The sequence below is a fragment of the Paraburkholderia sp. BCC1886 genome, from assembly GCF_900996245.1.
Taxonomy (GTDB): Bacteria; Pseudomonadota; Gammaproteobacteria; order Burkholderiales; family Burkholderiaceae; genus Paraburkholderia.
The window spans coordinates 140,204-164,822 of sequence record NZ_CAAJGK010000096.1 but is presented as its reverse complement, the minus strand read 5'-3'; the positions used below and the strand labels follow the sequence as shown (position 1 = coordinate 164,822).

General features: G+C 63.0%; 24 protein-coding genes. 12 read left to right on the top strand and 12 right to left on the bottom strand.

From position 1 onward, the window contains the following. Positions 1–3: 3 nt before the first annotated feature. Complete coding sequence (locus FQ746_RS29250) at positions 4–627, top strand: ATP-binding cassette domain-containing protein (RefSeq protein ID WP_144113274.1); 624 nt, start codon at positions 4–6, stop codon at positions 625–627. A gap of 10 nt (positions 628–637) precedes the next feature. Here FQ746_RS29250 and FQ746_RS29245 read toward each other — a convergent pair whose 3' ends face one another. Beyond that, complete coding sequence (locus FQ746_RS29245) at positions 638–2,248, bottom strand: tetratricopeptide repeat-containing glycosyltransferase family protein (protein WP_260854203.1); 1,611 nt, start codon at positions 2,246–2,248, stop codon at positions 638–640. A gap of 218 nt (positions 2,249–2,466) precedes the next feature. On the opposite strand from FQ746_RS29245, the gene FQ746_RS29240 reads away from it, so the two are divergent. Together FQ746_RS29240 and FQ746_RS29235 are read left to right on the top strand one after the other, a co-directional pair. Continuing rightward, the gene (locus tag FQ746_RS29240; RefSeq protein ID WP_144113488.1) at positions 2,467–2,880 is read left to right on the top strand and encodes a DUF305 domain-containing protein; all 414 of its coding nucleotides are present in this window, start codon (positions 2,467–2,469) and stop codon (positions 2,878–2,880) included. A 253-nt stretch (positions 2,881–3,133) separates the two neighbouring features. Beyond that, on the top strand, positions 3,134–5,308 hold the full coding sequence (locus FQ746_RS29235) for a GAF domain-containing protein (protein ID WP_144113273.1): 2,175 nt from the start codon (positions 3,134–3,136) through the stop codon (positions 5,306–5,308). Here FQ746_RS29235 and FQ746_RS29230 read toward each other — a convergent pair. Both FQ746_RS29230 and FQ746_RS29225 read right to left on the bottom strand, forming a co-directional pair. Continuing rightward, positions 5,305–6,567 (bottom strand): Fic family protein, encoded by a 1,263-nt coding sequence (locus tag FQ746_RS29230; RefSeq protein ID WP_144113272.1) that lies wholly within the window; start codon positions 6,565–6,567, stop codon positions 5,305–5,307. The two genes, FQ746_RS29235 and FQ746_RS29230, sit on opposite strands and share 4 nt — an antisense overlap. Before the next feature lie 89 nt (positions 6,568–6,656). Continuing rightward, positions 6,657–7,568 carry a LysR family transcriptional regulator gene (locus tag FQ746_RS29225; protein ID WP_144113271.1) on the bottom strand — a complete coding sequence of 304 codons (912 nt, stop codon included), beginning with the start codon at positions 7,566–7,568 and terminating at the stop codon, positions 6,657–6,659. Positions 7,569–7,756: 188 nt separating this feature from the next. On the opposite strand from FQ746_RS29225, the gene FQ746_RS29220 reads away from it, so the two are divergent. From FQ746_RS29220 to FQ746_RS29210, 3 genes are read left to right on the top strand one after another with little or no spacing between them, the layout of a single operon-like run. Beyond that, positions 7,757–9,205 carry a M20 family metallopeptidase gene (locus tag FQ746_RS29220; protein ID WP_144113270.1) on the top strand — a complete coding sequence of 483 codons (1,449 nt, stop codon included), beginning with the start codon at positions 7,757–7,759 and terminating at the stop codon, positions 9,203–9,205. Beyond that, a complete protein-coding gene (locus FQ746_RS29215) occupies positions 9,195–10,484 on the top strand; it encodes an MFS transporter (protein ID WP_144113269.1) in 1,290 nt (429 codons plus the stop codon). Before FQ746_RS29220 ends, FQ746_RS29215 begins: the two co-directional genes overlap by 11 nt. A gap of 39 nt (positions 10,485–10,523) precedes the next feature. Then, positions 10,524–11,576, top strand: a complete 1,053-nt coding sequence (locus FQ746_RS29210; RefSeq protein WP_144113268.1) for a serine hydrolase domain-containing protein — start codon at positions 10,524–10,526, stop codon at positions 11,574–11,576. A gap of 31 nt (positions 11,577–11,607) precedes the next feature. Here FQ746_RS29210 and FQ746_RS29205 read toward each other — a convergent pair whose 3' ends face one another. Continuing rightward, positions 11,608–12,561, bottom strand: coding sequence for an NmrA/HSCARG family protein (locus FQ746_RS29205; RefSeq protein ID WP_144113267.1), 954 nt, complete (start codon positions 12,559–12,561; stop codon positions 11,608–11,610). 101 nt (positions 12,562–12,662) lie between these two features. Between FQ746_RS29205 and FQ746_RS29200 the strand changes: the two genes are divergently transcribed. After that, positions 12,663–13,025: a winged helix-turn-helix transcriptional regulator gene (locus FQ746_RS29200; protein ID WP_144113266.1), complete on the top strand. Its 363-nt coding sequence runs from the start codon at positions 12,663–12,665 to the stop codon at positions 13,023–13,025. A gap of 115 nt (positions 13,026–13,140) precedes the next feature. Continuing rightward, positions 13,141–14,439 (top strand): sensor domain-containing diguanylate cyclase, encoded by a 1,299-nt coding sequence (locus FQ746_RS29195; protein ID WP_144113265.1) that lies wholly within the window; start codon positions 13,141–13,143, stop codon positions 14,437–14,439. Between the two features lie 36 nt (positions 14,440–14,475). On the opposite strand, the gene FQ746_RS29190 is transcribed toward FQ746_RS29195, so the two are convergent. After that, positions 14,476–14,979 (bottom strand): DMT family transporter, encoded by a 504-nt coding sequence (locus FQ746_RS29190; RefSeq protein ID WP_144113264.1) that lies wholly within the window; start codon positions 14,977–14,979, stop codon positions 14,476–14,478. 12 nt (positions 14,980–14,991) lie between these two features. Then, positions 14,992–15,417: a DMT family transporter gene (locus tag FQ746_RS29185; RefSeq protein WP_144113263.1), complete on the bottom strand. Its 426-nt coding sequence runs from the start codon at positions 15,415–15,417 to the stop codon at positions 14,992–14,994. A gap of 94 nt (positions 15,418–15,511) precedes the next feature. Between FQ746_RS29185 and FQ746_RS29180 the strand changes: the two genes are divergently transcribed. Then, complete coding sequence (locus FQ746_RS29180) at positions 15,512–16,432, top strand: LysR family transcriptional regulator (protein WP_144113262.1); 921 nt, start codon at positions 15,512–15,514, stop codon at positions 16,430–16,432. 32 nt (positions 16,433–16,464) lie between these two features. Here the strand turns inward: FQ746_RS29180 and FQ746_RS29175 are convergent, their stop codons facing one another. Beyond that, positions 16,465–17,154, bottom strand: coding sequence for an SDR family NAD(P)-dependent oxidoreductase (locus FQ746_RS29175; protein WP_144113261.1), 690 nt, complete (start codon positions 17,152–17,154; stop codon positions 16,465–16,467). 128 nt (positions 17,155–17,282) lie between these two features. Between FQ746_RS29175 and FQ746_RS29170 the strand changes: the two genes are divergently transcribed. Continuing rightward, positions 17,283–18,212 carry a LysR family transcriptional regulator gene (locus FQ746_RS29170; protein ID WP_144113260.1) on the top strand — a complete coding sequence of 310 codons (930 nt, stop codon included), beginning with the start codon at positions 17,283–17,285 and terminating at the stop codon, positions 18,210–18,212. Positions 18,213–18,259: 47 nt separating this feature from the next. Here the strand turns inward: FQ746_RS29170 and FQ746_RS29165 are convergent, their stop codons facing one another. Next, entirely contained in the window at positions 18,260–19,102 is an 843-nt protein-coding gene (locus tag FQ746_RS29165) for a helix-turn-helix transcriptional regulator (RefSeq protein WP_144113259.1), read from the bottom strand. Between the two features lie 37 nt (positions 19,103–19,139). Further along, positions 19,140–19,697, bottom strand: a complete 558-nt coding sequence (locus FQ746_RS29160; protein WP_144113258.1) for a carboxymuconolactone decarboxylase family protein — start codon at positions 19,695–19,697, stop codon at positions 19,140–19,142. 208 nt (positions 19,698–19,905) lie between these two features. Here FQ746_RS29160 and FQ746_RS29155 point away from each other — a divergent pair, with 208 nt between their 5' ends. Continuing rightward, positions 19,906–20,796, top strand: coding sequence for an SDR family oxidoreductase (locus tag FQ746_RS29155; protein WP_144113257.1), 891 nt, complete (start codon positions 19,906–19,908; stop codon positions 20,794–20,796). A gap of 89 nt (positions 20,797–20,885) precedes the next feature. Here FQ746_RS29155 and FQ746_RS29150 read toward each other — a convergent pair whose 3' ends face one another. From FQ746_RS29150 to FQ746_RS29140, 3 genes are read right to left on the bottom strand one after another with little or no spacing between them, the layout of a single operon-like run. Then, the gene (locus FQ746_RS29150) at positions 20,886–21,206 is read right to left on the bottom strand and encodes a hypothetical protein (protein WP_144113256.1); all 321 of its coding nucleotides are present in this window, start codon (positions 21,204–21,206) and stop codon (positions 20,886–20,888) included. Between the two features lie 54 nt (positions 21,207–21,260). Continuing rightward, the gene (locus FQ746_RS29145) at positions 21,261–21,713 is read right to left on the bottom strand and encodes a MarR family winged helix-turn-helix transcriptional regulator (RefSeq protein ID WP_144113255.1); all 453 of its coding nucleotides are present in this window, start codon (positions 21,711–21,713) and stop codon (positions 21,261–21,263) included. A gap of 45 nt (positions 21,714–21,758) precedes the next feature. Next, entirely contained in the window at positions 21,759–23,150 is a 1,392-nt protein-coding gene (locus FQ746_RS29140; RefSeq protein ID WP_144113254.1) for a PLP-dependent aminotransferase family protein, read from the bottom strand. Between the two features lie 176 nt (positions 23,151–23,326). Here FQ746_RS29140 and FQ746_RS29135 point away from each other — a divergent pair, with 176 nt between their 5' ends. Further along, positions 23,327–24,613 carry a hydroxymethylglutaryl-CoA reductase, degradative gene (locus tag FQ746_RS29135; protein WP_144113253.1) on the top strand — a complete coding sequence of 429 codons (1,287 nt, stop codon included), beginning with the start codon at positions 23,327–23,329 and terminating at the stop codon, positions 24,611–24,613. The last annotated feature ends 6 nt before the right edge of the window (positions 24,614–24,619 follow it).

Below are 24,619 nucleotides of genomic sequence, written 5' to 3'. Positions count from 1 at the left end.
TCCATGCTCCGATTCGACAACCTCAGCAAGCGCTACGACGAGCGCGTTATTTTCCAGGGATTGCACTACGAGCAGGCCACGGGATGCGTGGCGCTCGACGACGAATCCGGCAGCGGCAAGTCGACCCTGCTCGGCATTCTCGCCGGCACGCTCGCGCCCGATGCCGGCGAGGTATGGATCGGCGGCCACTCGCTGGCCGCGGCGTCGGCCGACGCGAGCCGGGTGCTGACCTACGTGCCCGAAGATTGCATGACACAGCCGGAACAGACCGGCCGCGCTTATCTCGAGGAAGTCGCGGCGGCGCGGGGAACCACGCTCGACGACACGACGCTGGCGCTCGCCGGGCGCTTCGGCCTGACGCCGCATCTGGAGAAACGCTTCGAGCAGATGTCGTTCGGCACCCGCAAGAAGGTGTTTCTGACAGGCGCGTCGGTGGGCGTTAACCGGGTTCTGATCGCCGACGAACCGGTTGGAGGGCTAGATGCGCCGGCGCGGACCGCGCTGGTCGATCTTTTCAAGCTGCTGGGCCGAACCGGCACCGTGTTTTTCTCGACCTACGACACCGCGTTCGCCGAGGCCTGCGAGGCTCGCTGCATCCGTTTCGCCGATCTCGGCAAGCGGGATTGAGCGGGCGATATCACGGGGATGGCGAAGCCGGTGCACGTTCCATTCGTTCGGCGCTTCGTCCGAACCTCTGCAGCAACGCCTCGGAAACCCGTTCCAGCACTTCGTCCCAGTTGCCGCGCCGGGTCTGCGTAAAGATGCGCACGCCCGGATACCACGGGCTGTCGTCCCGATCGCGCAACCAGCGCCAGCAACCGGCGAAGCGATTGAGCAGCCACACCGACTTGCCCATCGCCGCGGCCAGATGGGCGACCGAGGTATCCACGGCGATTACCAGATCCAGGTTCGCGATGAGCGCGGCGGTGTCGGCGAAATCCGTTACGGCGTCCATGCAATCGATCAGACGGGCCTGTACCGACGGGTCGGCGCGCTTGGCGGGATCGTCGGTTTTCTGCAGGCTGATCCAGTTCACGAAGGGGAGCGCCAGCAACGGCGCCAGCTGCCGTGGGCTCAGGCTACGCGCGCGGTCCTCCGTCAGGCCGGAATGGCCGCCGGCCCAGACTATGCCCACACGCGGCAATGGCGGACTCCAGGCCGATGCCAGCCGCTCGCCCCAAACGGCCACGCGATGGGGTTCGGCATTCAGATAAACGTCATGGGGAACGCTGTCGAGCCGCGTGCCGAACGCCAGCGGCAGCGACATCAGCGGGCAATGCCAGTCCCAGTCGGCGGCCTCGGGCCACGTGTCGTCGAGCATCACGAGGCCGGGCCAGCGCGCGCATAACGACTCTTCGTAGAGACGTCGCAACGACGGCGGACAGATATACCCGACGCGCTCGAACCGTTCGAGCGCCAGCGGCAGGTAGCGGACGAACTGCAGACTGTCGCCGTGACCCTGCTCCGGCAACACCAGCAGACGCGCTCCCGCCGCCTGCACCGGTTCGCCGCGCCATTGCGGCATCGGCAGTGTCACGCGCGCATCGACAGGGCTCCCATCCTCGCCGACGAAATTCGCCCAGCGGTCTTCGAAAAGCGGCCACGCCTCTTCGTAGCGACCGGCAGCCAGCAGCACGGTAGCGAGGCTCGCGCGCGCGCCGAGATTCGCCGGCGCGAGCGCGAGGGCCTGTTTCAGATGCCGCTCGGCGTCATCCAGAAAACCGAGATCTTTGATGACGACGGCCAGATTCGCATGCGCCTGCGCACGGGTCTGCGCACGGGTCTGCGCATCGTCCGGCTGGAGTTCGAGCAGCCGGCGATAGGCGAGCGCGGCTTCTTCGGGGTGTCCCGACACCTGCAACGCCACCCCGAGGCAATAGTGCAGATTGCGCGACGTGGGATCGAGCGCGAGGCCTTCGCGGGCCGCCTCCACGGCGCTCGGGAATGCGCGCCGCTTGATCTGGACGACACACAGCGCGTCGTAGAACGCGGCCTGTGGCGCGACCTCGATGGCGCGCGACACCCACTCGTACGCGCCGTCGAACTGCTTCGCGTCGAAGGCCAGCAGGCCGCAGGAGAACAACGCGCCCGGATGACGCGGATCGTGGGCCAGAATCCGCTCGAGTCCCGAGCGTGCCGCGTCGGCCAGGCCTTCGAGGCGGGCCTGTTCGGCCTCGTCGTACCAGCGGGCGAGCGTATCGGAAAGCGCAGTCGGGTCGGTCGGCATAGTCGGGGGGAAAGGTGGCATTGAGGCGGCGCTTTGGGCGGCCGGTGACGGGCGTCGATTATCGATTCGCGCCAGGCGTGCGTCTCTAGGACTTGTCCCAAGTTCGAGCCGAAAAGCTTGACCTTCCCGCCGTGGGAAGCTTCAAGCTTACGTTCTGCCTGTTGCGCCCGGCGGGCTCACGCGACATAGTCTCGCTCGGCCCCGGTCAACCGGATCGTTTCCCACCATGGACATTCACTATGAAAAACCTTCGCGCTCTCGGTCTCTTCAGCGTCGCTGCCCTGGCATTGGCGTGCGCACCGCTTTACGCGCAGCAACATGCGTCGATGCCCGGCATGGACATGTCCCATCCGGCCGACTCTGACTCCGGCTCCGACTCCGCAGCAGCGGGCGGCGAATCCACTCCCGCATTCAAAACCGCCGACGAAAAAATGATGCACGGCATGAGCGCCCCCGCCTACACCGGCAACGCGGACCAGGACTTCGTCGCGCATATGATTCCGCATCACGAGGGCGCGATCGATATGGCGGAAGTGGAGTTGAAATACGGCAAGGATCCGGACCTCAAGCGACTCGCCCGCAACATCATCAAGGCGCAGCGTGATGAAGTCGCGTTCCTGAAGGGCTGGCAGGCCAAGCACCCGGCCCGGTAAACCGCACGGCCGGCGCGCTATATGAGAGGTTGCTATGTGGTGGCGATGATGGGAGACTCTGTGAGCGTTTCCGTTCACAGATAGTCAGGAGGCCGTCCTATCCCGAGACGCGTCTTCACCGCCGGGTTCCGACCGGGTTCGAACCCGGCCACCTTGCCCCGGCCATGAACCCACCTTCACACTGCCTGCGACCCGGCGTGTGCTTCGCGGTCCCAACCTGAGACAGTCAACCCCGAGGCCACCCAGCCGGCCCATGGCATCATCCATTGAAAACTGCGATAGCGAACCGATCCATGCGCTCGGCCTGATTCAGGAGCATGGCGCGCTGGTCGCGTTCGATCGCGACGGCCGCGTAGTGGCGCGTTCGGCCAACGCCGCCGCACAGTTAGGCCGCGTCCCCGCGTTGGGCACGGCGGTAACAGGCAGGCACTTCGACCCGGTTGCACGCGACGCCATCGCCCGGGCACTGAACGATTCCGATCTGAAGCTGGATGCCTTGGCCTGTACCGGCGGCAAAGGCCAACTGTTCGAACTCACGTTGCACTGGTCGAACGCGACGCTGCTCGCGGAATGGGAAGCCAAACCGCCCGATGCGCCGTCCACGACCCACTACGCCAAGCTGGTGGAACGGAGCATCGCGCAGTTGCACCGCGGCGCGTCGGCCTCGCTCGAGCAATTGCTGGCCGTCGCGACCGACGCGATACAGATCCTCACCGGCTTCGACCGCGTGATGGCTTACCGGTTTCTGCCCGACGGCAGCGGCACGGTGAGCGCCGAGACCCGCTCGGCGCATCTCACGCCGTATCTGAACCTGCGCTATCCCGCCGGCGATATCCCGGCTCAGGCCCGGCAACTGTACGTGCTCAATCCGATCCGCCATATCGCCGATGTCGCGGCGCCGCCCGTCGCGATCGAGATGGCCGAAACGAGGCAGGACACGCCGCTGGACCTGAGCAATTCGATTTTGCGCAGCGTCTCGCCAATCCACATCGAGTATCTGCAGAACATGGGCGTGGCGGCGTCGATGAGCGTCTCGCTCGTGGTCGACGGCAAGCTGTGGGGACTCATTGCGTGTCATCACACTCGCGTGTTGTCGGTGCCGCACGCGGTGCGCGTGTCCTGCGTCGTGCTCGCGCAGGTCTTATCGCTCGCCGTGGAACGCAACGAGCTGTCGCAGCGCGCACACGCCGAGCGCCGTATCGAAACGCTGCGCGGCCAGGTGGCGAGCGCGCTGTCATCCGCGCAAGACCCGACCGCGGGACTGCTGGCCGCCCATCGCGAGATCAGCGAACTGGTGGAAGCCGATGCGTTGTCGGTACTGGTAGGCCAGCGCGTCGGCTCGTTTCCGGCCGAGTTCGACCGGGCGGCCGCGCTGAAGGTGGCCGACTATCTGACCGTCCGCAAACTCGATGTGTTTGCAACGGATTCCGTTTCGCGCGACGCGCCCGAACTCGCGGGCCTTCGCACCGGGATCGGCGACATGCCCGGCATTCTCGCGTTGCAACTGGATAACACGTTGCCCATCACCATCGTCTGGTGGCGCGCGGAACTGGTCGAAACCGTCGAGTGGGCCGGACAACCGGATCGACCCGACGACGCTGCGGGCAATGGCGGCCATCTGCGGCCGCGCAAATCGTTCGAGGTATGGCGCGAAACGGTGCGCGGCAGCAGCCGGGCATGGGCCGCGACCGACCGCTTTGCCGCGCGCGAATTGCGCGCGATCCTGCAGACGGTCGCCTTCGCCCACATTCGCGCGGCCGAACAGGAACGCGCCACGCTGCTGGCCATCATGGGACACGACCTGCGCGATCCGCTGCAGGCTATCAACATGGTCGTGACGCTGCTCGGACGCGGTCTCATTTCGAGCGATGTCGGCGCGAAGCGGATCGAATACTCGTCGCGGCGCATGCAGTCGCTGATCTCGTACATCCTCGATGTGAGCCGTTTGCGCACGGGCATCGGCCTGACCATGGACATTCGCCAGAACGCGCTCACGCCGCTGCTCGAAGCCGCACTCGAACACGAGCGCGAGTCGTATCCCGGCGTGCAGATGAGCGTGACCATCGACGACCTCGGCGACTGGCCCACCGATGCAGACCGTCTGATGCAGGCCATGTCGAATCTGCTGAGCAACGCGCGGCATCACGGCGACCTGCGCTTTCCAATTCACGTGAGCGCGCGGCGTAGCGGCAATAGCCGGCGCATCGAAATCACGAACCGGCTGCTGCCCGACTCGATGTTTCAACCGGGGGCGATGACGTTGCCGTTGAACGCCGCGTCGGCGAGGAATCTGCGTAATAAGGCCGGGCTCGGGTTAGGGCTTTATATCGCCAACGCGATTACCAGCGGCCTGGGCGGCACGCTGGAGGTGGAACGGGTCGGTGAGGAGGCGAGGTTTGCGATCGTGCTGAATGGGGGTGGGGATTAGTCGCGCGATTTGCCACTCGATACGGGTACCGGGACCGGCACGCCCTCGGCCTCGGGCCACAGGCCAGGAAACAGGAAGCGCAAACTGAAAAACGGCAGTCCCGGTTCGAGCGCCCCGGTTCGACTTTGACTCTTCAGCAATTGCCAGTCGATGAGTTGGGCCACCATTCGCGATGCCGTTCTGTCCGACGCGCCGAGCATCGCTTTAAACTCACCGCGTTCGAGTCGCCCGAGTTGAAACAGGCGATACAGCGCCCGTCCCAGCGGTTCCGCCTGAATCGCACCGCGCGCGGACGACATGACGCGTCCGAAGTCATGCACGATCTGCAGCGCAAAGCTGCTGTAACGATGTTCCAGCGTGCCGAAATCGAGTTGCGCCGTCATGAACGACACCTGATCGATGCAGACATCCAGCCAGAAATCGACAAATCTGGCGAGGCCACTCGAACTGAGATTGCCACGTCCATCGAGATCGTTTCTGCGCGGACTGTCCGCCGCGGCGAGCGCCGCGTAATAGTCGTCCTGACGGCGTGCGAGGCCTCGCATCGGCGACCAGAGTCCGTTCGTCAATCGAAGGTGCGAGAGAAGCAGATGATTCTGCAGCCGGCTGATTCTGCCATTGCCGTCGGGGAAGGGATGGATCCACGAAAGCCGGTGCAACGCCGCGCCGGCCGCGATGATTTTCCTGCTTATCGAGTAGTTTTCGACACCGTAGCGAAATGCAAAATGCCGCAACAGGTCGGACAGCATTTCGGGCGACGGGGCGAGATGCGTGCCGACCGTCACATCGATCGTTCGAAGCGCCCCCGCCTGAAGCACGCCTCGACTTTGGCCGCTGGCATCCAGAATCACGCGGGATGTTTCGGGCAAGCTTTCGTACAGGTCCCCATGGAGCCTGCAAAGCCAGGCTTCATCGAACTGGACGGCCCACGGGGAGTTCACTGCGATGGGCTCGAACTTCGTTTCGAGTTCCATGTGTGCGATGGCCAGTTGCTGGCGTCGATGAATGTCGTGCTGGGGCGAAAACCGTTTCTGGATCGCCGCCTCCAGATCGGCTGGATACGTCTGCTGCCCTTCGATCTTGTTGGTGTAGTACGAATTCATCGCCCGCAATAGTGGCTCGAGCGCATTTCTCGAAGGCTGGCCAATGCTGGTGGAGAGCCTGGCGCACCCCGTGGATAGATCCGTGACTTTTTCGAGCAGCGGGATCAGTTCCACGTCGTTGGGGAAGGCCGGCTCGATCATGTTGCTGGCATGCATGTGGCGAATATCAAAGCGAGTTGTTTGTTGAATTTTATAGATTTTTTTTAATTATGGCGAATCAATGGCGAATTCTGGCCTGCCTCCACTCAAACCCCATCCAGCAACTCCGGCCTCTCGATCGCCCGCGTCAACAGGTCGATAAACGCGCCAAGCGCCTGCGGCAGCGTTCGCCCCGCCATCGTCTGCACCTGCAGCGTCCGTTGATGCAACTCGGCATTCGACACCGGCACCACGGCCAGTCCCTCCGACTCCAGCCGTCCCCTCACCGTCAGATAACCAGTCAGCGAAATCGCATTCGTATGGCGCACGAAATTCTGCAACGCGACGTGATAGTTGCTCGTGAAAACCGGCTCGACGATCACCTCTTCCAGACTGCAGGCAATGTCGAATAACTGACGCAACGTCACACCCTGGTTAGGCAGCGCCAACGGCCAGGACATCAGATCGGCCAGCGAGACGCTGTCGCGCGAGGCCAGCGGATGACTCTGCCGCATCAACGCATACACCGGCGCGCGCTGCGCGTAATGAACCTGCACGTCCTTTTCCGGCGCCATGCTGAAACACGCGGCAACGTCGTGAGTCCCTTCGCGCACGCGTTGCGTCGCCACGGATGGTGCCGACACGTCGAGCTGAAAATGCGCGCCCGGATACGACTTGAGGAAATATGCAAACACCTGCGGCAGAAAATCCGGTGCGATGCCTTCCGAACTGGCGATCCGCAGCGTCACGCGACCGGTTGCGCTCAGGCCGCGAATCTCGCCGGTAATCCGTTCGTCTTCGAGCGCGCTGCGCCGCGCGTGATTCGCGAGCAGCCGGCCGGCGTCGGTCAGCACCATGCCGCGCGGACGCCGCTCGAAAAGCGGCGTGCCCATCTGGTCTTCGAGCTTGCCGATCTGCCGGCTGAGTGCCGAGACCGCCACGAAGAGCCGCTCCGACGCCTTGCTGAGCGATCCGTTGCGAGCGACTTCGAGAAAATAACGCAGCGCTGTCTGATCCATGAAAACCCTAAGACGTCTGGCGTCGATAAAAAACAGGACGGCCGAGCTTTGCCGTTTTGGCAAAGCTTACTGAGAAATATTGTAATTGTTCAGAAATATCGGCCACCCCAGCATGGGTCTTCCACGACGGCCGAACGCGCGCTCCCGATGCCCGTCGACCGCCCCTCAAGCTTCCGACGGAGACCACAGTGACGCGCGACACCGCTATTCAACTTGCCGAGCAGCATTACGATTCCGGCGCGTTTCTCGAAGACCTGCGCCGCCGCGTCGCGTTGCGCACGGAAAGCCAGGAGCCTGGCAGTCACGCGCAATTGCGCGCCTATCTCGACGAAGAACTTGCACCTCTGCTGGAGGCATGGGGCTTCGCCTGCCGCATCGTCGACAACCCGCATGCCGGCGCCGGCCCGTTCCTGATTGCGCATCTGCACGAAGGCGACGATCTGCCGACCGCGCTCGGCTATGGTCACGGCGACGTGGTACGCGGCTACGACGCGCAATGGGCGCAGGGCCGCTCGCCCTGGCAGGTCATTGTCGACGGCGAGCGCTGGTACGGCCGCGGCACCGCCGACAACAAAGGTCAGCACAGCATCAATCTCGCGGCACTCGCTGCCGCACGCGAAGCACGCGGCGGGCGTTTCGGTTTCAACCTCAAGCTGCTATTCGAGACCGGCGAGGAAGTCGGCTCACCCGGCCTACGCACACTGTGCGAACAGTTGCGCGACGAGCTTGCCGCCGACGTGCTGATCGCGTCCGACGGCCCGCGACTCGCCGCATCGCGGCCGACGCTGTTCCTCGGTTCGCGCGGCGTGATCAACTTCCGGCTCGATGTGAAACTGCGCGACGGTGCGCATCATTCGGGCAATTGGGGCGGCCTGCTGCGCAATCCGGGCATCGTGCTCGCGAACGCGATTGCGTCGATGGTCGACGAACACGGCAAGATCACCATCGACGGACTGCGTCCGCCGCCCGTGCCGGAGTCCGTGCGGCGCGCGCTGACCGACATCACCGTCGGCGGCAATCCGGGCGAACCGGACGTCGACGCCGATTACGGCGAGCCGGGCCTGACACCGGCCGAGCGGGTGTTCGGCTGGAACAATCTCGAAGTGCTCGCGTTCAGCACGGGCAATCCGGAAAAACCGGTCAACGCGATTCCGCCGGCCGCCTTCGCGCACATGCAACTGCGCTTCGTGGTCGGCACCGACTGGCTCGATCTCGCGGGTATCGTGCGCCGTCATCTGGACGCACACGGTTTCACGATGGTGGACGTCGAAGTGGAGCGCGGCATGCCCGCCACGCGCGTCGATCCGGAGAACGCCTGGGTGCAGTGGGCGTTGCGCTCGCTCACGCAGACCACCGGGGCGGCGCCGGTGCTGCTGCCCAACCTGGGCGGCACGCTGCCCAACGACGTCTTCGCCGATGTGCTCGGCATGCCCACGCTGTGGGTGCCGCATTCGTATCCCGGCTGCTCGCAGCACGCGCCGAACGAGCATCTGCTCGCGCCGGTGGTTCGCGAAGGTTTGCGCATCATGGCCGGCCTGTACTGGGACCTGGGCTCGCGCGAAAGCGACGCGTCGGATCACAACCCTGCGGCAAGCCTGCCCCGTCAACTCACTGGAGCCCGCCGTCATGAGCACTGATACCTCCGCTATCGACACATCGCACGACACGGCACAGCCGCGCCATATCGGCCGGCTCATCGCGGCGACGTCGATCGGCAATGCGCTGGAGTTCTACGATCTGGTGGTCTACGGCTATTTCGCGTCGACGCTCTCACGGCTCTTCTTTCCGACGCAGGACCACACCGTTTCGTTGCTGCTCACGCTCGGCACGTTCGCGCTCTCGTATCTGGCCCGACCCGTCGGCGCGCTCGTGCTCGGCTCGTATGGCGACCGCCACGGACGCAAGGCGGCCCTCACGCTGTCCCTGACGATGATGACCATCGGCACGGGGCTGGTCGCGGTGATTCCGTCGTATGCGACCATCGGCCTCGCAGCTCCCATTCTGGTGTTCCTGTCGCGGCTTCTGCAGGGATTTTCCGCGGGCGGCGAGTTCGGCAGTTCGACGGCTTTCCTCGTCGAACATGCGCCGGAACGCAGCGGCTTCATGTCGAGCTGGCAGTTCTCGAGCCAGGGCGCGAGCACGCTGCTCGCTTCGCTGTTCGGCGCGGTGCTGACCGGCATGCTGACACCGGCGCAACTCGAAGGCTGGGGCTGGCGTATTCCGTTTCTGTTCGGCATGCTGATCGGCCCGATCGGTCTGTACATTCGTCGTCGCATGGACGAGACGCCTGAATTCGAGCATGCGCAAAAACTCGAATCGCCGGTCCGTGTGCTGCTCGCCACGCAGAAGGAACGCGTGCTCGTGTCGATCGGTTCGCTGGTGCTGACCACGACCGCCAATTACATGCTGCTGTACATGCCGACGTATGCGACGCGTCAACTCGGACTGTCTCCGTCGTCGGGCTTCATCGCGACGCTGGTGGCCGGGTTCATCATGATGGCGCTGGTGCCGCTCGTGGGCCATTGGTCGGACAAGGTCGGGCGGTTGCGCATCATGTTGCCGGTGGGCGTGCTGTTTCTTCTCACGGTGTATCCGGCCTTCATGCTGGTGAACGCGCATCCGTCGCTGCCGATGCTGCTGATCGTCGTGATCTGGGTCGCGCTGCTCAAAGCCACTTACTTCGCGCCGATTCCTGCGCTGATGGCCGATCTGTTCCCGGTCGAGACGCGCACCACCGGCATGGCCTTCGCGTATAACATCGGCACGACGATTTTCGGCGGTTTCACGCCGGTTGCCGTGGCCGCGCTGATCGCCGCCACGCACAACAACCTCGCGCCCGGCCTGTATCTCATGTTCGCCGCCGTCATCAGTCTGTTCACGCTGGTGTGGGCGCGCCGTCGCCTTGCCGTACGCTGAACGTCAGCGAGTTCTGAAAAACCAATCAGGTGTTCGACCATGAATGAAGCATTGCAGCAGGCAATCCGGTTTTCCATCGATCACGAATCGACTTGGGACCGCGAAGTCACCGGCAACTGGGGCGTCCATGTCAAAGACCCCGCGCCCTGGAACACACTGCTCGGTCCCGTGCACGACCGCGGTCCGGTGTCCGGTGCGATCGCGCTCGATGGGCGCGTGCTGACCACGTGGGGCGAGCCGGATCGCGCGGACCTGACGTTCAGCATCGCCAAGACTTATCTCGCATTGCTCGCGGGTGTTGCGCACGATCAGGGTCTGTTACCCGATCCCGACGAAGCGGTTCGCGTTCGCGTGCCCGGCATCGGCTTCGACGACGAGCACAACGCCGCCATTACCTGGACGCAGTTGCTGCAACAGACGAGCGAATGGCAAGGCAGCTGCTTCGGCCTCTCGGACCAGGCCGACCACTATCGCGCAGTCACGTTCGGCGAACCGCCGGCGGGCAACAAGGGCGATCTAAGACCGCTGCAAAAAGCCGGCACGTTCTGGGAATACAACGACGTGCGAATCAACCAGTTGTCGCTCGCGTTGCTGCATCTGTTCGGCCGCCCGCTACCCGACGTGTTCCGCGACACCATCGCGCGACCTTGCGGCGCGAGCGACGACTGGCGCTGGGTCGGTTACGACAACGCATGGGTCGAAATCGGCGGCCAGCGCGTGCAGTCGGTACCGGGCGGCACGCATTGGGGCGGCGGCATGTCGATCGGCGCGAACGATCAGTTGAAGATCGCGCAGATGCTGCTCGACGACGGCGTCGCAAACGGACGACGCGTGCTCTCGCAGGCGTGGATCGCCCGCATGCGCACGCCGTGTGCGATCGCGCCGTTCTATGGTTTGCTGGTGTGGTTGAACACCGCGCAGAAGATGTTCCCGAGCGTGCCGGCAACGAGCTATTTCGGCGTCGGCGCGGGCAGCTCGTTCATGTGGATCGAACCGTCGGTGCGTCTTGCCGTTATCGTGCGTTGGCTCAATCCGGATCATGCGGACGGGTTCTTCGGGCGGGTGTTCGAGGCGGTGCGCGGGCTGCGATAAGCGGGTTTCTACACGCAGTTGCAATAAGCGGTCAACGCAAAGCGATTGGCGCGTCGTCTGCCCGAAGGGCGGCTTCGAAAAGCGCTTTGCCCGGACCCGCCAGCCATTCGTCGAAGCTCAGCAGCGGACCGAATTCGGCTCTCAGAGCCGGCAGGTCCGCATGCCCCGCGAGCCGACCGTCGTCGAATAGAGCCGCAAGGCGGCCGAGAAACGCGTTCTCTTCGAGCAGGCTATCGGGGAAACGGTAATACGCAATCGGCTTTCCTGCCGCGCGACTCAGGCTGTCCTGCAGGCGCAGGCCCGTCAGTTCGTCGCCCGCAATTTCAATGGTCCGGCCGACGAAACGCTCAGGCGCGGACAAGATCGTCGCAACGATCTTTCCAATATCCTGAACCGCGATGACTTGCCCCGTCTGCTCGGGCCGCAAAAACGACGTGTAAATGTTCTTGTCGAGTCCCATGCCGGGCAGCATCAGAAGCTCCATGAAGCCCGACGGACGAATGATCGTACTGGGAATGTCGAGACTGCGGATATACGCTTCGATTTCCGCCTTGCTGTCGAAATGGCCCATGCCCGTCTTCTCGGGACCGGCAGCATTGACCGACGAGTAGACGAGATGCTGGACGCCGGTCTCGACCGCCAGGTCCGCAATGGTCTTGCCATAACGAATCTCCTGCTCGTCGGAGATGCCGTACAAAGCCCCCTGTCCCGAACTCGGCTGCACGCTGAATACACCGTGAGCACCTGTCATGGCCTTGCGGATCGACGCGCTGTCCGAGAAGTCGCCTTGCAATAACGCCACGCCTTCTGCCGCAAGCGCCTTCGCTTTCCCGCTAGCCGGATCGCGGACGAGCGCCCGAACTGCCCACCCTTTTGCCAGGAGCGAGTGAGCGACTGCACCGCCCTGCTGACCCGTCGCGCCAAAGACGAGTACGGTTTTGCGGGACGCTGCGCGTTGCCCGGCTTCCTGATTGTTCAACGACATTTTTGCTCTCCGTGTTCCTGGGAGCGACCATGGTATACATTTGATACCTGAGCACAATTACGCACCTGAATGCTACCTGGTAGCATGGAGTATCCCAGTCAATGTCAGAACCCTCTCCTGAAGACCTCGAATTGAATCGTCTGGTATTGGAAGAGATTACGAGTAAATGGTCTCTTCTGGTTCTCGGTTACCTGTGTAATGGGCCGATGCGATTCAATGCACTGCGTCGAGCCAATGAAGGTGTCACCCAGAAAGCGTTGACTCAATGCCTGCGTCGGCTCGAAGCCAACGGCTTTATTACGCGTTCGGTCGTGAGCACTGCGCCCCTGGCGGTGCTCTACGAAATCTCGCCGCTAGGACGCTCCCTGGAACCCCACTTGCGTGCCATTCTCAAATGGGCCGCAGATAACCGGGAGAAAGTGGAGTCCGCTCGGGAAGCGTTTGCCGCTAAAGGCTCCGCGTGAACATTGCTAATTGCTAATTGCAATGAGTTAGAGCGTTCCGGAAAGACCGGTTATGCAACAATTACCCCAGAGTTATATGCGATCGAACCAGCTAATGATTTCGTAAGGTAAGACAATGTCAGATTCGCCCAGCAACCCGCACGAGTTCGCAGAAGACGTAGTGATCAGTGTTGCCGTCGTCGTGCGCGATGAGCGCAGCGAATTTGCCGTTCGCAGTTGCAATGCGTCCTTTTTCCGCATGACGGGCGCGGTGCACGCGGACACCACGGGTTTTCCCATTGCACTCGACACGCTGGTTCCGGCCGACCGACACACTGTACTTCACGAGAATCTCGCGGCATGCCTGAAGTCTGGCGTGACGCAAAGAGTCGAACTGGCTTTCGATAGTCATGCAGGTATGCAACGATGGCGGCTTTCCTTCGAACCGAGTCCCCATGAGAATGGCGACGGGCGCGCGTATGAGGTTGTCCTGACCGGCCTTCCAATGGCGCAGGCCCTAACCTCGACACGCGAGCGTGAAGTCAGCGCCTCACGCTATAGCGCGGTGGTGAACTCGGCTTACGACGCGATCGTCACTATCGATCAGCACCACAACATCACGCTGTTCAATCGTGCGGCAGAGAACCTGTTCGGCTACACGTCGGCCGAGATAATCGGGCAGCCTATCGTCACGCTGCTACCGGAAAGGTTTCGCGCCAATCATCCGCGTAACGTGCAGAAGTTTGCGGACTCGTCGTTGACGACCTTGCGGCAAACCACCCCGCCACGCATGGACGAAAGCAATAGCGTGTACGGGCAGCATCGGGACGGTTCCGTCATTCCCGTCGAAATCGCCATTTCCAAAATCGACGTCGAGGGCGAGACTGAATTTACGGCGGTCGTGCGCGATATCACCGACCGTGCCCGGCACATGGAACTGCTGAAAAAACAGGCCGTGACCGATACATTGACCGGCTTGCCGAATCGCCGCGAATTTCTGGATTTCGTCGAGAGAGTACTCGACACCGGGCAGGTGCTGTCCGTCTTCATTCTCGACATCGACTTCTTCAAGAAGATCAACGACAGTTATGGCCACGACATTGGCGATGAAGTTCTACGAGTACTCGCAAAAGTCGCGTTGTCGATGACGAGCGAATCCAATCTGTTCGCTCGCTGGGGCGGCGAGGAATTCGTCGCGGCGTTGCCCGGCGCCGATGCCGCGCTTGCGTACACGATTTCGCAGGCGCTGCGCGAACGCATCGAAAAGCAGGACTTCGAGCATACCTGGCGGCTCAAACCCATTCCGTTTACCGTGAGCATCGGCGTGGTGACGCGCGAGGCCGGCGAGCGGAACGTCGACGACCTGATGACCCGCGCGGACCGCGCGCTTTATAGGGCGAAGAAGTCGGGGAGAAATCGCGTCGAGGTGGGATAGTCGTGGATAAACCAATCCCCCTCTACTAGCCGATCCCTACTCGATCGCAGACAACTCCCGCGATGCAGCGCTCCGCCTCCGCCCGGCATTCCGTTCGCTCGCCACATTGCTCCGGTAGATAAGCGCCAGCGCCACGCCGAGCAACGCGATTGCCACATAACGTCGTGTGCCGAGTTCGATCACCGTATTACCGAGCCAACCGAAATTGTCAATCAGCAAGCTCATCAATAGCTGTCCGCTAATGACCGCAACCGTCGCCGCCGCCGTGCCCACTCGCGGCATCGCAAACACAATCACCAGCATATAGATCACGCCGAAGAACGCGCCCGTCATCTGCCAGCGCGGAACGCTGAACACCGTCAGCGCGTGCGGCCCTTCCGTAAAGAACGCGATCACGAAGGTAATCAGCGCGCCTAGCGTGAACGTCAGCCACGCACTTTCGAGCACGCCAACTGTACTTCCAAGCCGGCCGTTGATCGCCGATTGCGCGCACAGCACGGCGCCGCTCGCGACCACCAGAATCAGCATTGCAATGAACATGGTTCTGCTCCTTCAATGAATCAGCCAGAGCGCGGCGAGAATCGCGGCCAGCGCGCCGACGCGGTAACGGTCGACTGCCCGGCGGGCACTGCCGAGCCAACCCTGATGATCGATGACGAGACTCGCCGCCACCTGTCCGAACAGAATGCCGACCATCGTCATACCGACCCCGATGTGCGGTGTGGCCAGCGTCAGCGCGAGAACGTAGACGGGTCCCAGCACGCCGCCGGTCAGCATCCAGCGAGGCTGCGAAAACAGCGCGCCCAGCTTTGCGCGGTTGAACACGAGCCCGAAGCTCAGCAACAGCGATCCCATGGCGAAGATGCCGAGCGTGGCCCAGCCATGACCGACTTCCTGCCCAAGCGGCCCGAGCAGACCCGCCTCCACCGACAAGCCCATGCCGGCCAGAACGACCAGCGGTAACAACAACACGTTCATTGCCTGCTCCCGAGAAAGCACGCATAGTATGTCGATGCATTTATCGGGACAATCATGCAGAATGCGAAATCACTAATGCTTTTTCGACAACTCCATGCAGATCAAGGCATTGCGGCTGTTCGTGCACGTCGCGGCAACAGGAAGCTTCATCGACACGGCGCGGCACTTCGGTGTGCCGGGCTCGTCGGTGTCGCGATATATCGCGTCGCTCGAAGAGGACATCGGGCAGCGACTGCTGTTCCGGCATACGCGAGCAGTGAGGCTCACCGAGGCCGGCGAGCGCTATTACGTGCAGGTGAGAGAGGCGCTGGAACTGCTGGACGCAGCCACCGAAATGGCCGCGGATAAAGATGCGGCGCCGCGCGGATTACTGCGCGTCAATGCGCCCGTCGCGCTCGGACGGCGGCACATTGCGCCGTTGATCGCAGCGTTCCAGCGCGAACACCGCGAACTCTCGATCGAGCTCATGTTGACCGACGCTTTCGTGGACCCCATCCAGGAAGGTGCGGATGTCACCGTGCGGATCGGCAAGCTGGCCGATTCGAGCCTCGTGGCACGAACGCTGGGACCGCAGCGGTATCTGGTATGCGCCAGTCCGGGCTATCTGAAACAGGCAGGCACGCCATCCGGGCCGGACGATCTGGCCGCGCACAATTGCCTCATCTACAAAGGACATCTCGGCGTACAGCGCTGGTATTTCTGCCGTCCGGGCGACCCGCACTATCGCCCGTTCGAAATTAGCGGCGACCTCCGCAGCAACAATGCCGAGGTACTGGTGGCCGCCGCGCTGGAAGGTCAGGGCGTCGTGCTGTTTCCCAGTTGGCTGTACGACGCGCAAGCCTTCAGGACGAAAAAGCTCGTGCGTTTGCTGCCCGACTGGCTGGCCTCGGTGGAACCTGAGCCTTCCGAAATACACCTCGTATTTCCTGAGAGCCGGCTGCGCTCACGCAAAGTCAAAATGTTGTCCGACTTTCTGATCGAGCGAATCGGCACGCCGCCTTATTGGGAGTTTTGAATGCGCTGTCGTTATTCAAGCTCTCCGCATCTTCACCAGGGAACGACCCGTCCGAGATAATCCAGGTAGTGCAAGCCCGACTGCCCTGCATGCGCTTCCATCGTGTTCAGCAGATTCGGAATGCTCTCCTCGATACTCAGACGCGCACCGGGACCGCCCATGTCCGTGCGAACCCAACCCGGCGCCATCAACAACAGGGTTCTCGAATCGTCGCGATGGCGCGCGGCGAAACTGCGCATGAACATGTTGAGCGCCGCCTTGCTGCCGCGATACACCTCGTAGTGACCGTTGACGTTGTTCGCCACGCTGCCCTGCCCCGACGACATCACGCCGATCGTGCCGGCGGTCCGCACCAGGTCCTGAAACGCTTCGACGACGCGCATCGGGCTCAACGAATTGGTCACCATCACGCGCACGAATTCTTCGGTCGAGACATCCGCGATGGTTTCGCCGTCGTCGTTCTTGACACCGGCATTCACGAACAGCACGTCGAGCGAGCGCGCCGCGAGACGGTCGTGTAATGCGGCCACTTGCTGCGGCGACGTGATATCGACGTTCTCGACTTCGAGCGCACCGTTCGACGTGCTGGCGAGCCGGTCCAGTTTTTCCGTCGATCCGTTACGTCCCGTAGCAATCACGCGCCAGCCGCGTTTGAGATACTCCTCGACCATCGCGAAGCCGAGACCACGGCTCGCGCCAATCAGCAACACTGTTTTCTGCATGGCCAACTCCTGTTTATTGAATCACGCCGACTACTTTATCGATGTGCGGGATGAGGCGGAAGACGCAACGAATGCACTGATAACCTGCACCAGACGCCATGTCACGAACGGCCATGCTACGATCCGGCATGCCCGCTCCCGACCTCAATCTGCTGATTGCACTCGACGTTCTGCTCGCCGACGGCAGCGTGGCCGGCGCCGCGCGTCGACTCGGACTCAGTGCGTCGGCAATGAGCCGCACGCTGACCCGCCTGCGCGATGCCACGGGCGACCCTCTGCTGGTTCGCGCAGGCCGGGGCATGGTATTGACGCCGCATGCCGAAGCATTGCGCGAGCGCGCTCATCACGCGGTTCACGAGGCTCGCGACCTGCTCGCGCCATCGACCGCCGAGCCGGATTTCCCCACGCTGCAGCGCACGTTCACGATCCGCGCCAACGACGGTTTCGTGGAAGCGTTCGGCGCACCGCTCATCGCCGCCGTGACCGCCGTCGCGCCGCACGTGTGCCTGCGCTTCGCAGCGAAGATCGAAAAGACTGACGCTTACCTGCGTAAGGGTTCGGCCGATCTGGAGATCGGCGTGCTCGGTGAAATGGGACCGGAAGTGCGGATTCAGGCGCTATTCCGCGATCGTTTTCTGGGTGTGGTCCGAAAGGGACATCCGCTCGAATCGGTGCGCAAGGTCACGGCGAAACGTTATGTGTCCTTCGGTCACGTGGTGGCGTCGCGTCACGAGCGCGCGACGGGACCCGTCGACGAAGCATTGGCCGCGCTAGGCCTGGAGAGAACGATCGTCGCGATGGTACCGAGTTTCCCGGCCGCGCTGACCGTGGCGCGCGCGTCGGACCTGATCGCGCTGGTGCCCGCCTCGTTCCTGCACAACCAGCCGGAGTACCGCGAAACGGCGACCCCGCGCTCCACGTTTGCATTCGAACTACCGGTGGCAACCGGCAAGATCACGGTGTCGCAGATGTGGCATCCACGTCTGGAAGCCGACGCGGTGCATCGCTGGCTTCGGCACCAGGTGCTGACCGTGTGCCGGGCCAAAATCCCGTTGTGAGCAGGAAGCGATAACCCGTTATCGCGGTTTTCCGAAAACGCCCTGCTTCAACCGGCAAGCAGATTCAGATGATGTGCCTCGGTCGCCTCGTCGGCGGGGAACATGCACTCCATGCGCAGTTCCTGCGCAGCGACGGTTTGCGGTGCCCCGACGCTCGTCACCATCGAAAAGTAGCGCAGCACCACGCCCTCGTGAATGAAGCCGATCGGAATGACCGGCATCGTCGGCGTGGCCGCCGGGACGGCCGGCTCCTTCCAGTCGGCGGGCACGTCAGGATAGGCGAGCAACTCGTCCAGCAGATGCCGCGTGCCGCCGTCGATCACGCGGCCGACCGATTCACGGTAGACCCGCTGCAACAGACTGCGCGACACGTTCGGCCAGTCGTCGACGAACGGCCGCATCCCTTGTGGATCGAAGATCAGATGCAGCATGTTTCGCGGACCTTTGCGCGCCGCCATGTCCATGAAGCAGTTGAAAAAGCGCGGCGCCGCGTCGTTGCTCATCAACACGTTCCAGTAGCGGTCCATGACGATTGCAGGAAACGGCTCGTGCTGGCGGATCACCCGCTCCAGGGCGCGCACGACGCCGTGCATTTCCTGCGCGTTCCACGGCGCGTCGGCATACACGGGCGCGTAACCCGCCGCGAGCAGCAGCGCATTGCGCTCGCGCAGCGGCACGTCGAGCGTTTGCGCGAGTATCAGCAGCGTCTGGCGGCCCGGAACGCTGCGCCCGCTTTCGATAAAGCTGATCTGCCGTTGCGACACACCGGCTTCCAGCGACAGGTCGAGCTGACTCACGCCTCGCACGTCGCGCCAGTAACGCAGCAGATCGCCGGGACCGGTCGGCGGCACGCTCGCGGAGACGAGAGGATCGGCACGGTTGAAACTCATCGGATTACCCCCTTCGAAGCGTGTGAATAAAAAAGGCTCACCGTGCCGGCGCGTGCCACGCAAACTCCGCGAACGGAACTTCGAGTTCCGGTTGCGTCGTGCTGCCGGTGTAGTTGGTGATCGTCGAAGCGGCCACCACCGCAATCACTTCGAGTATCTGCGCCGCTTCGAATCCCGCGTCGAGGAAACGCGTCTGATCTGCTTGCGCGAGCCTGCCGCGCTGCTCGATCAGCGTACGTGCGAGTTGCGACAGCGCGGCGAGCCCGCCGTCTTCCGGCAGACGTCGATCGCGAATGGCATCGACATCGGCACGACGCACGCCCAGTTGCAATGCGAGCCCGCTGTGAAACGCGACTGCCCATTCGCTGGCATTGGTCACGGCATTGGTCAACAGTAAGGTCTGAATCTGCGGTTCGGTGAGACTGCTCGCATGCACGCGTTCGAACAGGCCGATGAAGCCGTTGAGCAGCACGGGCGAGTTTGCCATTGTGCCGGCGATGTTCGGAATCATGCCGAATGTCTTTTGCAGTTGTTCGAGCGCGGGCTTCGAAGCCGCGGGCGCCGAGTCGATCGTATGAACAGGAAAGCGGGACATGTTGCCTCCTTGAGGTTGAGCGCCACCGGGCGGGTGAGCGCGACCACCCCAGAGTAGAGCCACCGCCGCGGCGCGCCAATTACATGCGATGTCATCGCCGGGGCGCCGCCTCTCATCCTGTTAGTCATCCTCGTATGAAGACGTCCCCACTTTACCGGCCTGCCCACTCCCGCGATAGTGAACGCCTGACGAACAAGGAGGTTTCATCATGCGTATCTTTCTGACTGGCGCCACGGGCTTTATCGGCTCGACGCTCGTTCCCGAACTCATCGCCGCGGGTCATCAGGTGTTGGGCATGACGCGCTCGGACGCGGGCGCGCAAGCGCTCGAGAAGGCGGGCGCCGAGGTTCATCGCGGCACGCTCGAAGATCCCGCCAGTCTGCAGCGTGGCGCGGAGCAGGCCGATGCCGTCATTCACACCGCGTTCGATCACGACTTCACCCGCTTCGTCGAGAACTGCGAAAAAGACAAGCGCGCGATCAATGCACTCGGCGCCGCGCTAGCCGGATCGGACCGGCCGCTCGTCATCACATCGGGCACGGGCATGGGTGGCGGCAAACCCGGCGAGCCGGCCAGCGAAGACAACTTCGACGCCAGTCACGGCAATCCGCGCATCGTGTCGGAAATCACGGGGAATGCCCTGCTCGAATCGGGCATCAATCTGTCCGTGTTGCGGCTGCCGCAGGTTCACAACCCCTATAAACAAGGCCTCATTTCGCCGCTCGTCGGTATCGCGCGCGAAAAGGGTGTTGTCGGTTATGTCGGCGAAGGCCGTAATCGCTGGCCTGCCGGACACGTGTCCGACGTCGCGCGCCTCTACCGGCTCGCGGTAGAAGCCGGCAAAGCCGGCGCCCGTTATCACGCAGTGGGCGAAGAAGGCGTCGCCAGCCGGGACATTGCCGAGGCGCTCGGTCGGGCGCTCGGACTTCCGGTCGTGTCGATCGCACCGGACGAAGCGCCCGCGCATTTCGGCTGGATGGCAATGTTCGTCGGGATGGATATGCCCGCCTCCAGCGCACTGACCCAGGCGCGTCTGAACTGGCATCCGGTGGGACCGGGGTTGATTTCCGACCTCGACCAGGCGCGTTTCGCCGATTAGATCGACACCAGCGCCCCGGCGGCCCACAGCCGGTACCTGAAAATGCGCGGCGAACTAAAAGCGCTTAATGCGCGAGCACTCCTGCTCGCTTAGTCCGTGAGCCGGCCACCGTGAAAGCGGCCGAAGTGCCTCGCACCGAACAACCCGATCGCCAGAATGCCGAGACCGGGTGCGACTGCATCGACCGTATTGCGCAGATCGAAGTCGCCGACATGGCACAGCAGCGCATAACCGACGACGAGGTTGAAAAAGCCCCACACCACGTTCACGGTCGACGATGAAAGCCCCACGCCGCGAGGCTTGGCGAACGGACTTTGAAACGGCTCGCCGCGCACGCCGCTCACGAAATGCGGCACTGCGTTCGCGAGAAATACACCACCGAAAAACCACGCCACGTAAGACCCTGCCATGCTCGTTTCCTCCTGTGTGAACCGGGGCCGCTTCCGCTCGTCGAGCGAAAAGCGTCAATCGTCGACCAGCCGTTCGAGCAGTGCCAGTGCCGCGGCGACTTGCCGTTGTTCGTCTTCCGACAGGCGCGCGCGGATGGTCCGCGACATCCAGTCCTGACGTGCGTCGCGCACTTGCTTCAGACGCGCGCGGCCCGTTCGTGTGAGCGAGAGGATGGTGCGGCGGCCGTCTTGCGGGTCGGGCGCGCCGGCAATGGCGCCCGCTGCTTCGAGCGGCGCGATGGCGGTGCCCATCGATTGCGCGCGGATGCCCTCGGCCCGCGCGAGGTCCGACGCCGTCGCGGGCCCGTCGCGTTCGAGCCGCAAAATCACGGCGATTTGCGTGGCGCTCAGGTCCCCCACGTTCGACTGCGCCCGCAGATTACGCTTGAGCTTCGAAATAACGGAACGAGTCTCGGCCGCCAGCACGTCGGCAAAATCGGGTTCGGTGGACACGGCTGATTTCTTCATGGGCGCACTCTAGCATGTAGGAAGTTCAACTGTGAAGTTAACTTACTATTTCGGTGACACCGCATTCAACGCGCTAACGAAGCGCCTGTCTTCCAGATACGCGACATTGAACCGGCAGTAAGCCGAAACCTGATCGCTCTTCGGCGAGAACACCGCCCCCGGCGCGAGAATCACGCCGTGCTGGATGAGCGCCTCGGCGAGCTTCATGGAATTGGGCCAACCGGGCAAGGACGCCCACAAATACAGGCTTTGGTCACTGACCTTGAAGATATCCGCACCGAGCCGGGTGAGCGCATTGACGGCGGCATCGGTTGCGCGCCGCAGCTTTTCCTGCAGATGATTGGTGTGCCGCAAAAAATGCCCGTCGCTGACGATGGCATCGAGCGTGCGCTCGCAGTACTCGGAACTGCTCACGTGCGTGAGCATCTTCACGTCGGCGAGGTCGCTGGCGAGCGCCGCGTTGCAGGCCAGAAAACCGACCCGCAGCGCCGCCGACACCGACTTCGCGAAGCTGCCGATATAGATCGTGCGGCGCAACTGGTCGAGCGTCGCAATGCGCGTCAACGAGCGTGGCCGCAAATCGGCCAGCGCATCGTCTTCGACGACGATCAGATCGTGCAGTTCGGCAAGCTGCAGGATACGGTGTGCCTTGGCCGCGCTGGTGTCGCTCGCGGTCGGATTCTGTCCGACCGATTGCGTAAAGAAGAGCTTGGGCCGATGCGTGCCCAGCAGTTCTTCGAGTTTGCGGATATTGGGTCCGTCCACGTCGCGCGGCACACCGACGATATTCGCGCCGCTCAGTTTCAGCTTGCCGAACAGCAGGTAGTAGCCGGGGTCGTCGACCAGCACGGTGTCGCCCGGCTTGACGAAATACCGCAGCACGATGTCCATCGCCTGGTTGGCGCCGTGCGTCAGCACGATCTGCGAGGGATTCGCGTCGATCTCGTAGCCGGCCAGCTTCTGCTGCAACGACTGGCGCAACGGCAGATAGCCATAACGGCTTCCATAGCGGAACAGCGACGCGACCCCCGTGCGCACCACCCGTTGATGGTACTGATCGAGCCGCGTCTCTTCGAGCCACTCGACCGGCGGAAACCCCTCGCCGAGATTCAGCACGTCGGGTTTCACCTGAAGCTGTTCGCGCATCAGCCAGACAATGTCCATCGCGCGGTTGAGCGTCGAGCTCTCTTCTTCTTCACCGCTCGCCTTCACCTGACGCGACACGAAAAACCCCGAGCCGCGTCTCGGCTCGATCAATCCATTCGCAGTGAGGATGTCGAACGCACTGATCACGGTGTTTTTCGAGCAGCCGGACGCCTCAGCATATTCCCTAATAGAAGGCAGTTTGCTGCCCGCCGGTAACAGGCCTTCTTCGATCTGTCTGGCGAGATTGTCCGCCATCGAGTCAGACAGGGAAGTCTTTCCACGCCGGTTCATGATTGTTGCTCCGCAAAATAGCGCCACTGTTATGGGTACAGTTAGCTGTCTGTCGCGCTTAACTGTGCCTTTTAATAGGGTACACCATCCCTATCATTCGTCCATTCACAGAGCGCCGCACGCCACCGTTACGGCATGGAGCGTTCGCCACACCGGCAACATCAAGGACGATTTCAATGAGCAAAGATTCGGCACTTCCTAATTTCCGCGCACTGTCACCGGCCGCGCGTCTGGACTTCCTCAGCCAAGCCGTCGGTCTGGACGACGCGGAACACGCGCAGCTCGCCAAACCCGGCGCTCTGCCGCTCGAGATTGCAGACGGCATGATCGAAAACGTGATCGGCACGTTCGAGTTGCCGATGGCGGTGGCGGGTTACTTCCAGATCAACGGGAAGGACGTGATCGTGCCGATGGCGGTCGAAGAACCGTCGATCGTCGCGGCGGCGTCGTTCATGGCGAAGCTGTCGCGCACCGCCGGCGGTTTCCGCACCTCGAGCACCGGCCCGCTGATGCGCGCGCAGGTGCAGATTCTCGGCGTCACCGATCCGTACGGCGCGCGCCTGTCGATTCTCAAACATCGCGACGAGTTGATCGAACTCGCGAATAGCCGCGACAAGGTGCTGATCGGTCTCGGCGGCGGCTGCCAGGACGTCGAGGTGCATGTTTTTCCGGATACGCCGCGCGGCGCGATGGTGGTCGCTCACCTGATCGTCGACGTGCGCGACGCGATGGGCGCCAACACCGTCAATACGATGGCGGAGTCGGTTGCCGGGCGTATCGAGGAAATCACGGGCGGCAAGGTGCGTCTGCGGATTCTTTCGAATCTCGCCGACCTGCGGCTGGCGCGCGCACAAGTCCGCTATTCGGCCGAGACGCTCGCGACCAGGGAGTATTCCGGCGAAGAAGTGATCGACGGTGTGATCGACGCGTATCTGTTCGCGGCGGTCGATCCGTATCGCGCGGCCACGCATAACAAAGGGATCATGAACGGCATCGACCCGGTGATCGTCGCGACGGGCAACGACTGGCGCGCCGTCGAAGCGGGCGCGCACGCGTATGCGAGCCGCGGCGGCCGCTACACGTCGCTCACGACGTGGGAGAAGGCGACCAACGGCGACCTGGTCGGCACGATCGAAATGCCGATGCCGGTCGGTCTGGTCGGCGGCGCCACCAAAACCCATCCGCTCGCGCGGCTCGCGCTGAAAATCATGGACGTGAAGTCGGCGCAGGAACTCGGCGAAATCGCAGTGGCCGTGGGTCTCGCGCAGAACATGGGCGCATTGCGAGCGCTCGCGACCGAAGGCATCCAGCGCGGTCACATGGCGCTGCATGCCCGCAACATCGCGATGTCGGCGGGCGCGAAGGGCAGCGACATCGACTGGGTCGTGAAGAAGATGGTCGCCGCGAAAGACGTGCGGACCGATCTGGCCATCGCCCTGCTAGCGGGTCCGCGCGATGCCTGATACCGG

What these genes read in the sequence shown, in the direction of transcription:
- FQ746_RS29250 (WP_144113274.1), top strand. Translation starts at nt 4, where the DNA reads ATGCTCCGATTCGACAACCTCAGCAAGCGCTACGACGAGCGCGTTATT.
- FQ746_RS29245 (WP_260854203.1), bottom strand. Translation starts at nt 2,248, where the DNA reads ATGCCACCTTTCCCCCCGACTATGCCGACCGACCCGACTGCGCTTTCC.
- FQ746_RS29240 (WP_144113488.1), top strand. Translation starts at nt 2,467, where the DNA reads ATGAAAAACCTTCGCGCTCTCGGTCTCTTCAGCGTCGCTGCCCTGGCA.
- FQ746_RS29235 (WP_144113273.1), top strand. Translation starts at nt 3,134, where the DNA reads ATGGCATCATCCATTGAAAACTGCGATAGCGAACCGATCCATGCGCTC.
- FQ746_RS29230 (WP_144113272.1), bottom strand. Translation starts at nt 6,567, where the DNA reads ATGCATGCCAGCAACATGATCGAGCCGGCCTTCCCCAACGACGTGGAA.
- FQ746_RS29225 (WP_144113271.1), bottom strand. Translation starts at nt 7,568, where the DNA reads ATGGATCAGACAGCGCTGCGTTATTTTCTCGAAGTCGCTCGCAACGGA.
- FQ746_RS29215 (WP_144113269.1), top strand. Translation starts at nt 9,195, where the DNA reads ATGAGCACTGATACCTCCGCTATCGACACATCGCACGACACGGCACAG.
- FQ746_RS29210 (WP_144113268.1), top strand. Translation starts at nt 10,524, where the DNA reads ATGAATGAAGCATTGCAGCAGGCAATCCGGTTTTCCATCGATCACGAA.
- FQ746_RS29205 (WP_144113267.1), bottom strand. Translation starts at nt 12,561, where the DNA reads ATGTCGTTGAACAATCAGGAAGCCGGGCAACGCGCAGCGTCCCGCAAA.
- FQ746_RS29200 (WP_144113266.1), top strand. Translation starts at nt 12,663, where the DNA reads ATGTCAGAACCCTCTCCTGAAGACCTCGAATTGAATCGTCTGGTATTG.
- FQ746_RS29195 (WP_144113265.1), top strand. Translation starts at nt 13,141, where the DNA reads ATGTCAGATTCGCCCAGCAACCCGCACGAGTTCGCAGAAGACGTAGTG.
- FQ746_RS29190 (WP_144113264.1), bottom strand. Translation starts at nt 14,979, where the DNA reads ATGTTCATTGCAATGCTGATTCTGGTGGTCGCGAGCGGCGCCGTGCTG.
- FQ746_RS29185 (WP_144113263.1), bottom strand. Translation starts at nt 15,417, where the DNA reads ATGAACGTGTTGTTGTTACCGCTGGTCGTTCTGGCCGGCATGGGCTTG.
- FQ746_RS29180 (WP_144113262.1), top strand. Translation starts at nt 15,512, where the DNA reads ATGCAGATCAAGGCATTGCGGCTGTTCGTGCACGTCGCGGCAACAGGA.
- FQ746_RS29175 (WP_144113261.1), bottom strand. Translation starts at nt 17,154, where the DNA reads ATGCAGAAAACAGTGTTGCTGATTGGCGCGAGCCGTGGTCTCGGCTTC.
- FQ746_RS29170 (WP_144113260.1), top strand. Translation starts at nt 17,283, where the DNA reads ATGCCCGCTCCCGACCTCAATCTGCTGATTGCACTCGACGTTCTGCTC.
- FQ746_RS29165 (WP_144113259.1), bottom strand. Translation starts at nt 19,102, where the DNA reads ATGAGTTTCAACCGTGCCGATCCTCTCGTCTCCGCGAGCGTGCCGCCG.
- FQ746_RS29160 (WP_144113258.1), bottom strand. Translation starts at nt 19,697, where the DNA reads ATGTCCCGCTTTCCTGTTCATACGATCGACTCGGCGCCCGCGGCTTCG.
- FQ746_RS29155 (WP_144113257.1), top strand. Translation starts at nt 19,906, where the DNA reads ATGCGTATCTTTCTGACTGGCGCCACGGGCTTTATCGGCTCGACGCTC.
- FQ746_RS29150 (WP_144113256.1), bottom strand. Translation starts at nt 21,206, where the DNA reads ATGGCAGGGTCTTACGTGGCGTGGTTTTTCGGTGGTGTATTTCTCGCG.
- FQ746_RS29145 (WP_144113255.1), bottom strand. Translation starts at nt 21,713, where the DNA reads ATGAAGAAATCAGCCGTGTCCACCGAACCCGATTTTGCCGACGTGCTG.
- FQ746_RS29140 (WP_144113254.1), bottom strand. Translation starts at nt 23,150, where the DNA reads ATGAACCGGCGTGGAAAGACTTCCCTGTCTGACTCGATGGCGGACAAT.
- FQ746_RS29135 (WP_144113253.1), top strand. Translation starts at nt 23,327, where the DNA reads ATGAGCAAAGATTCGGCACTTCCTAATTTCCGCGCACTGTCACCGGCC.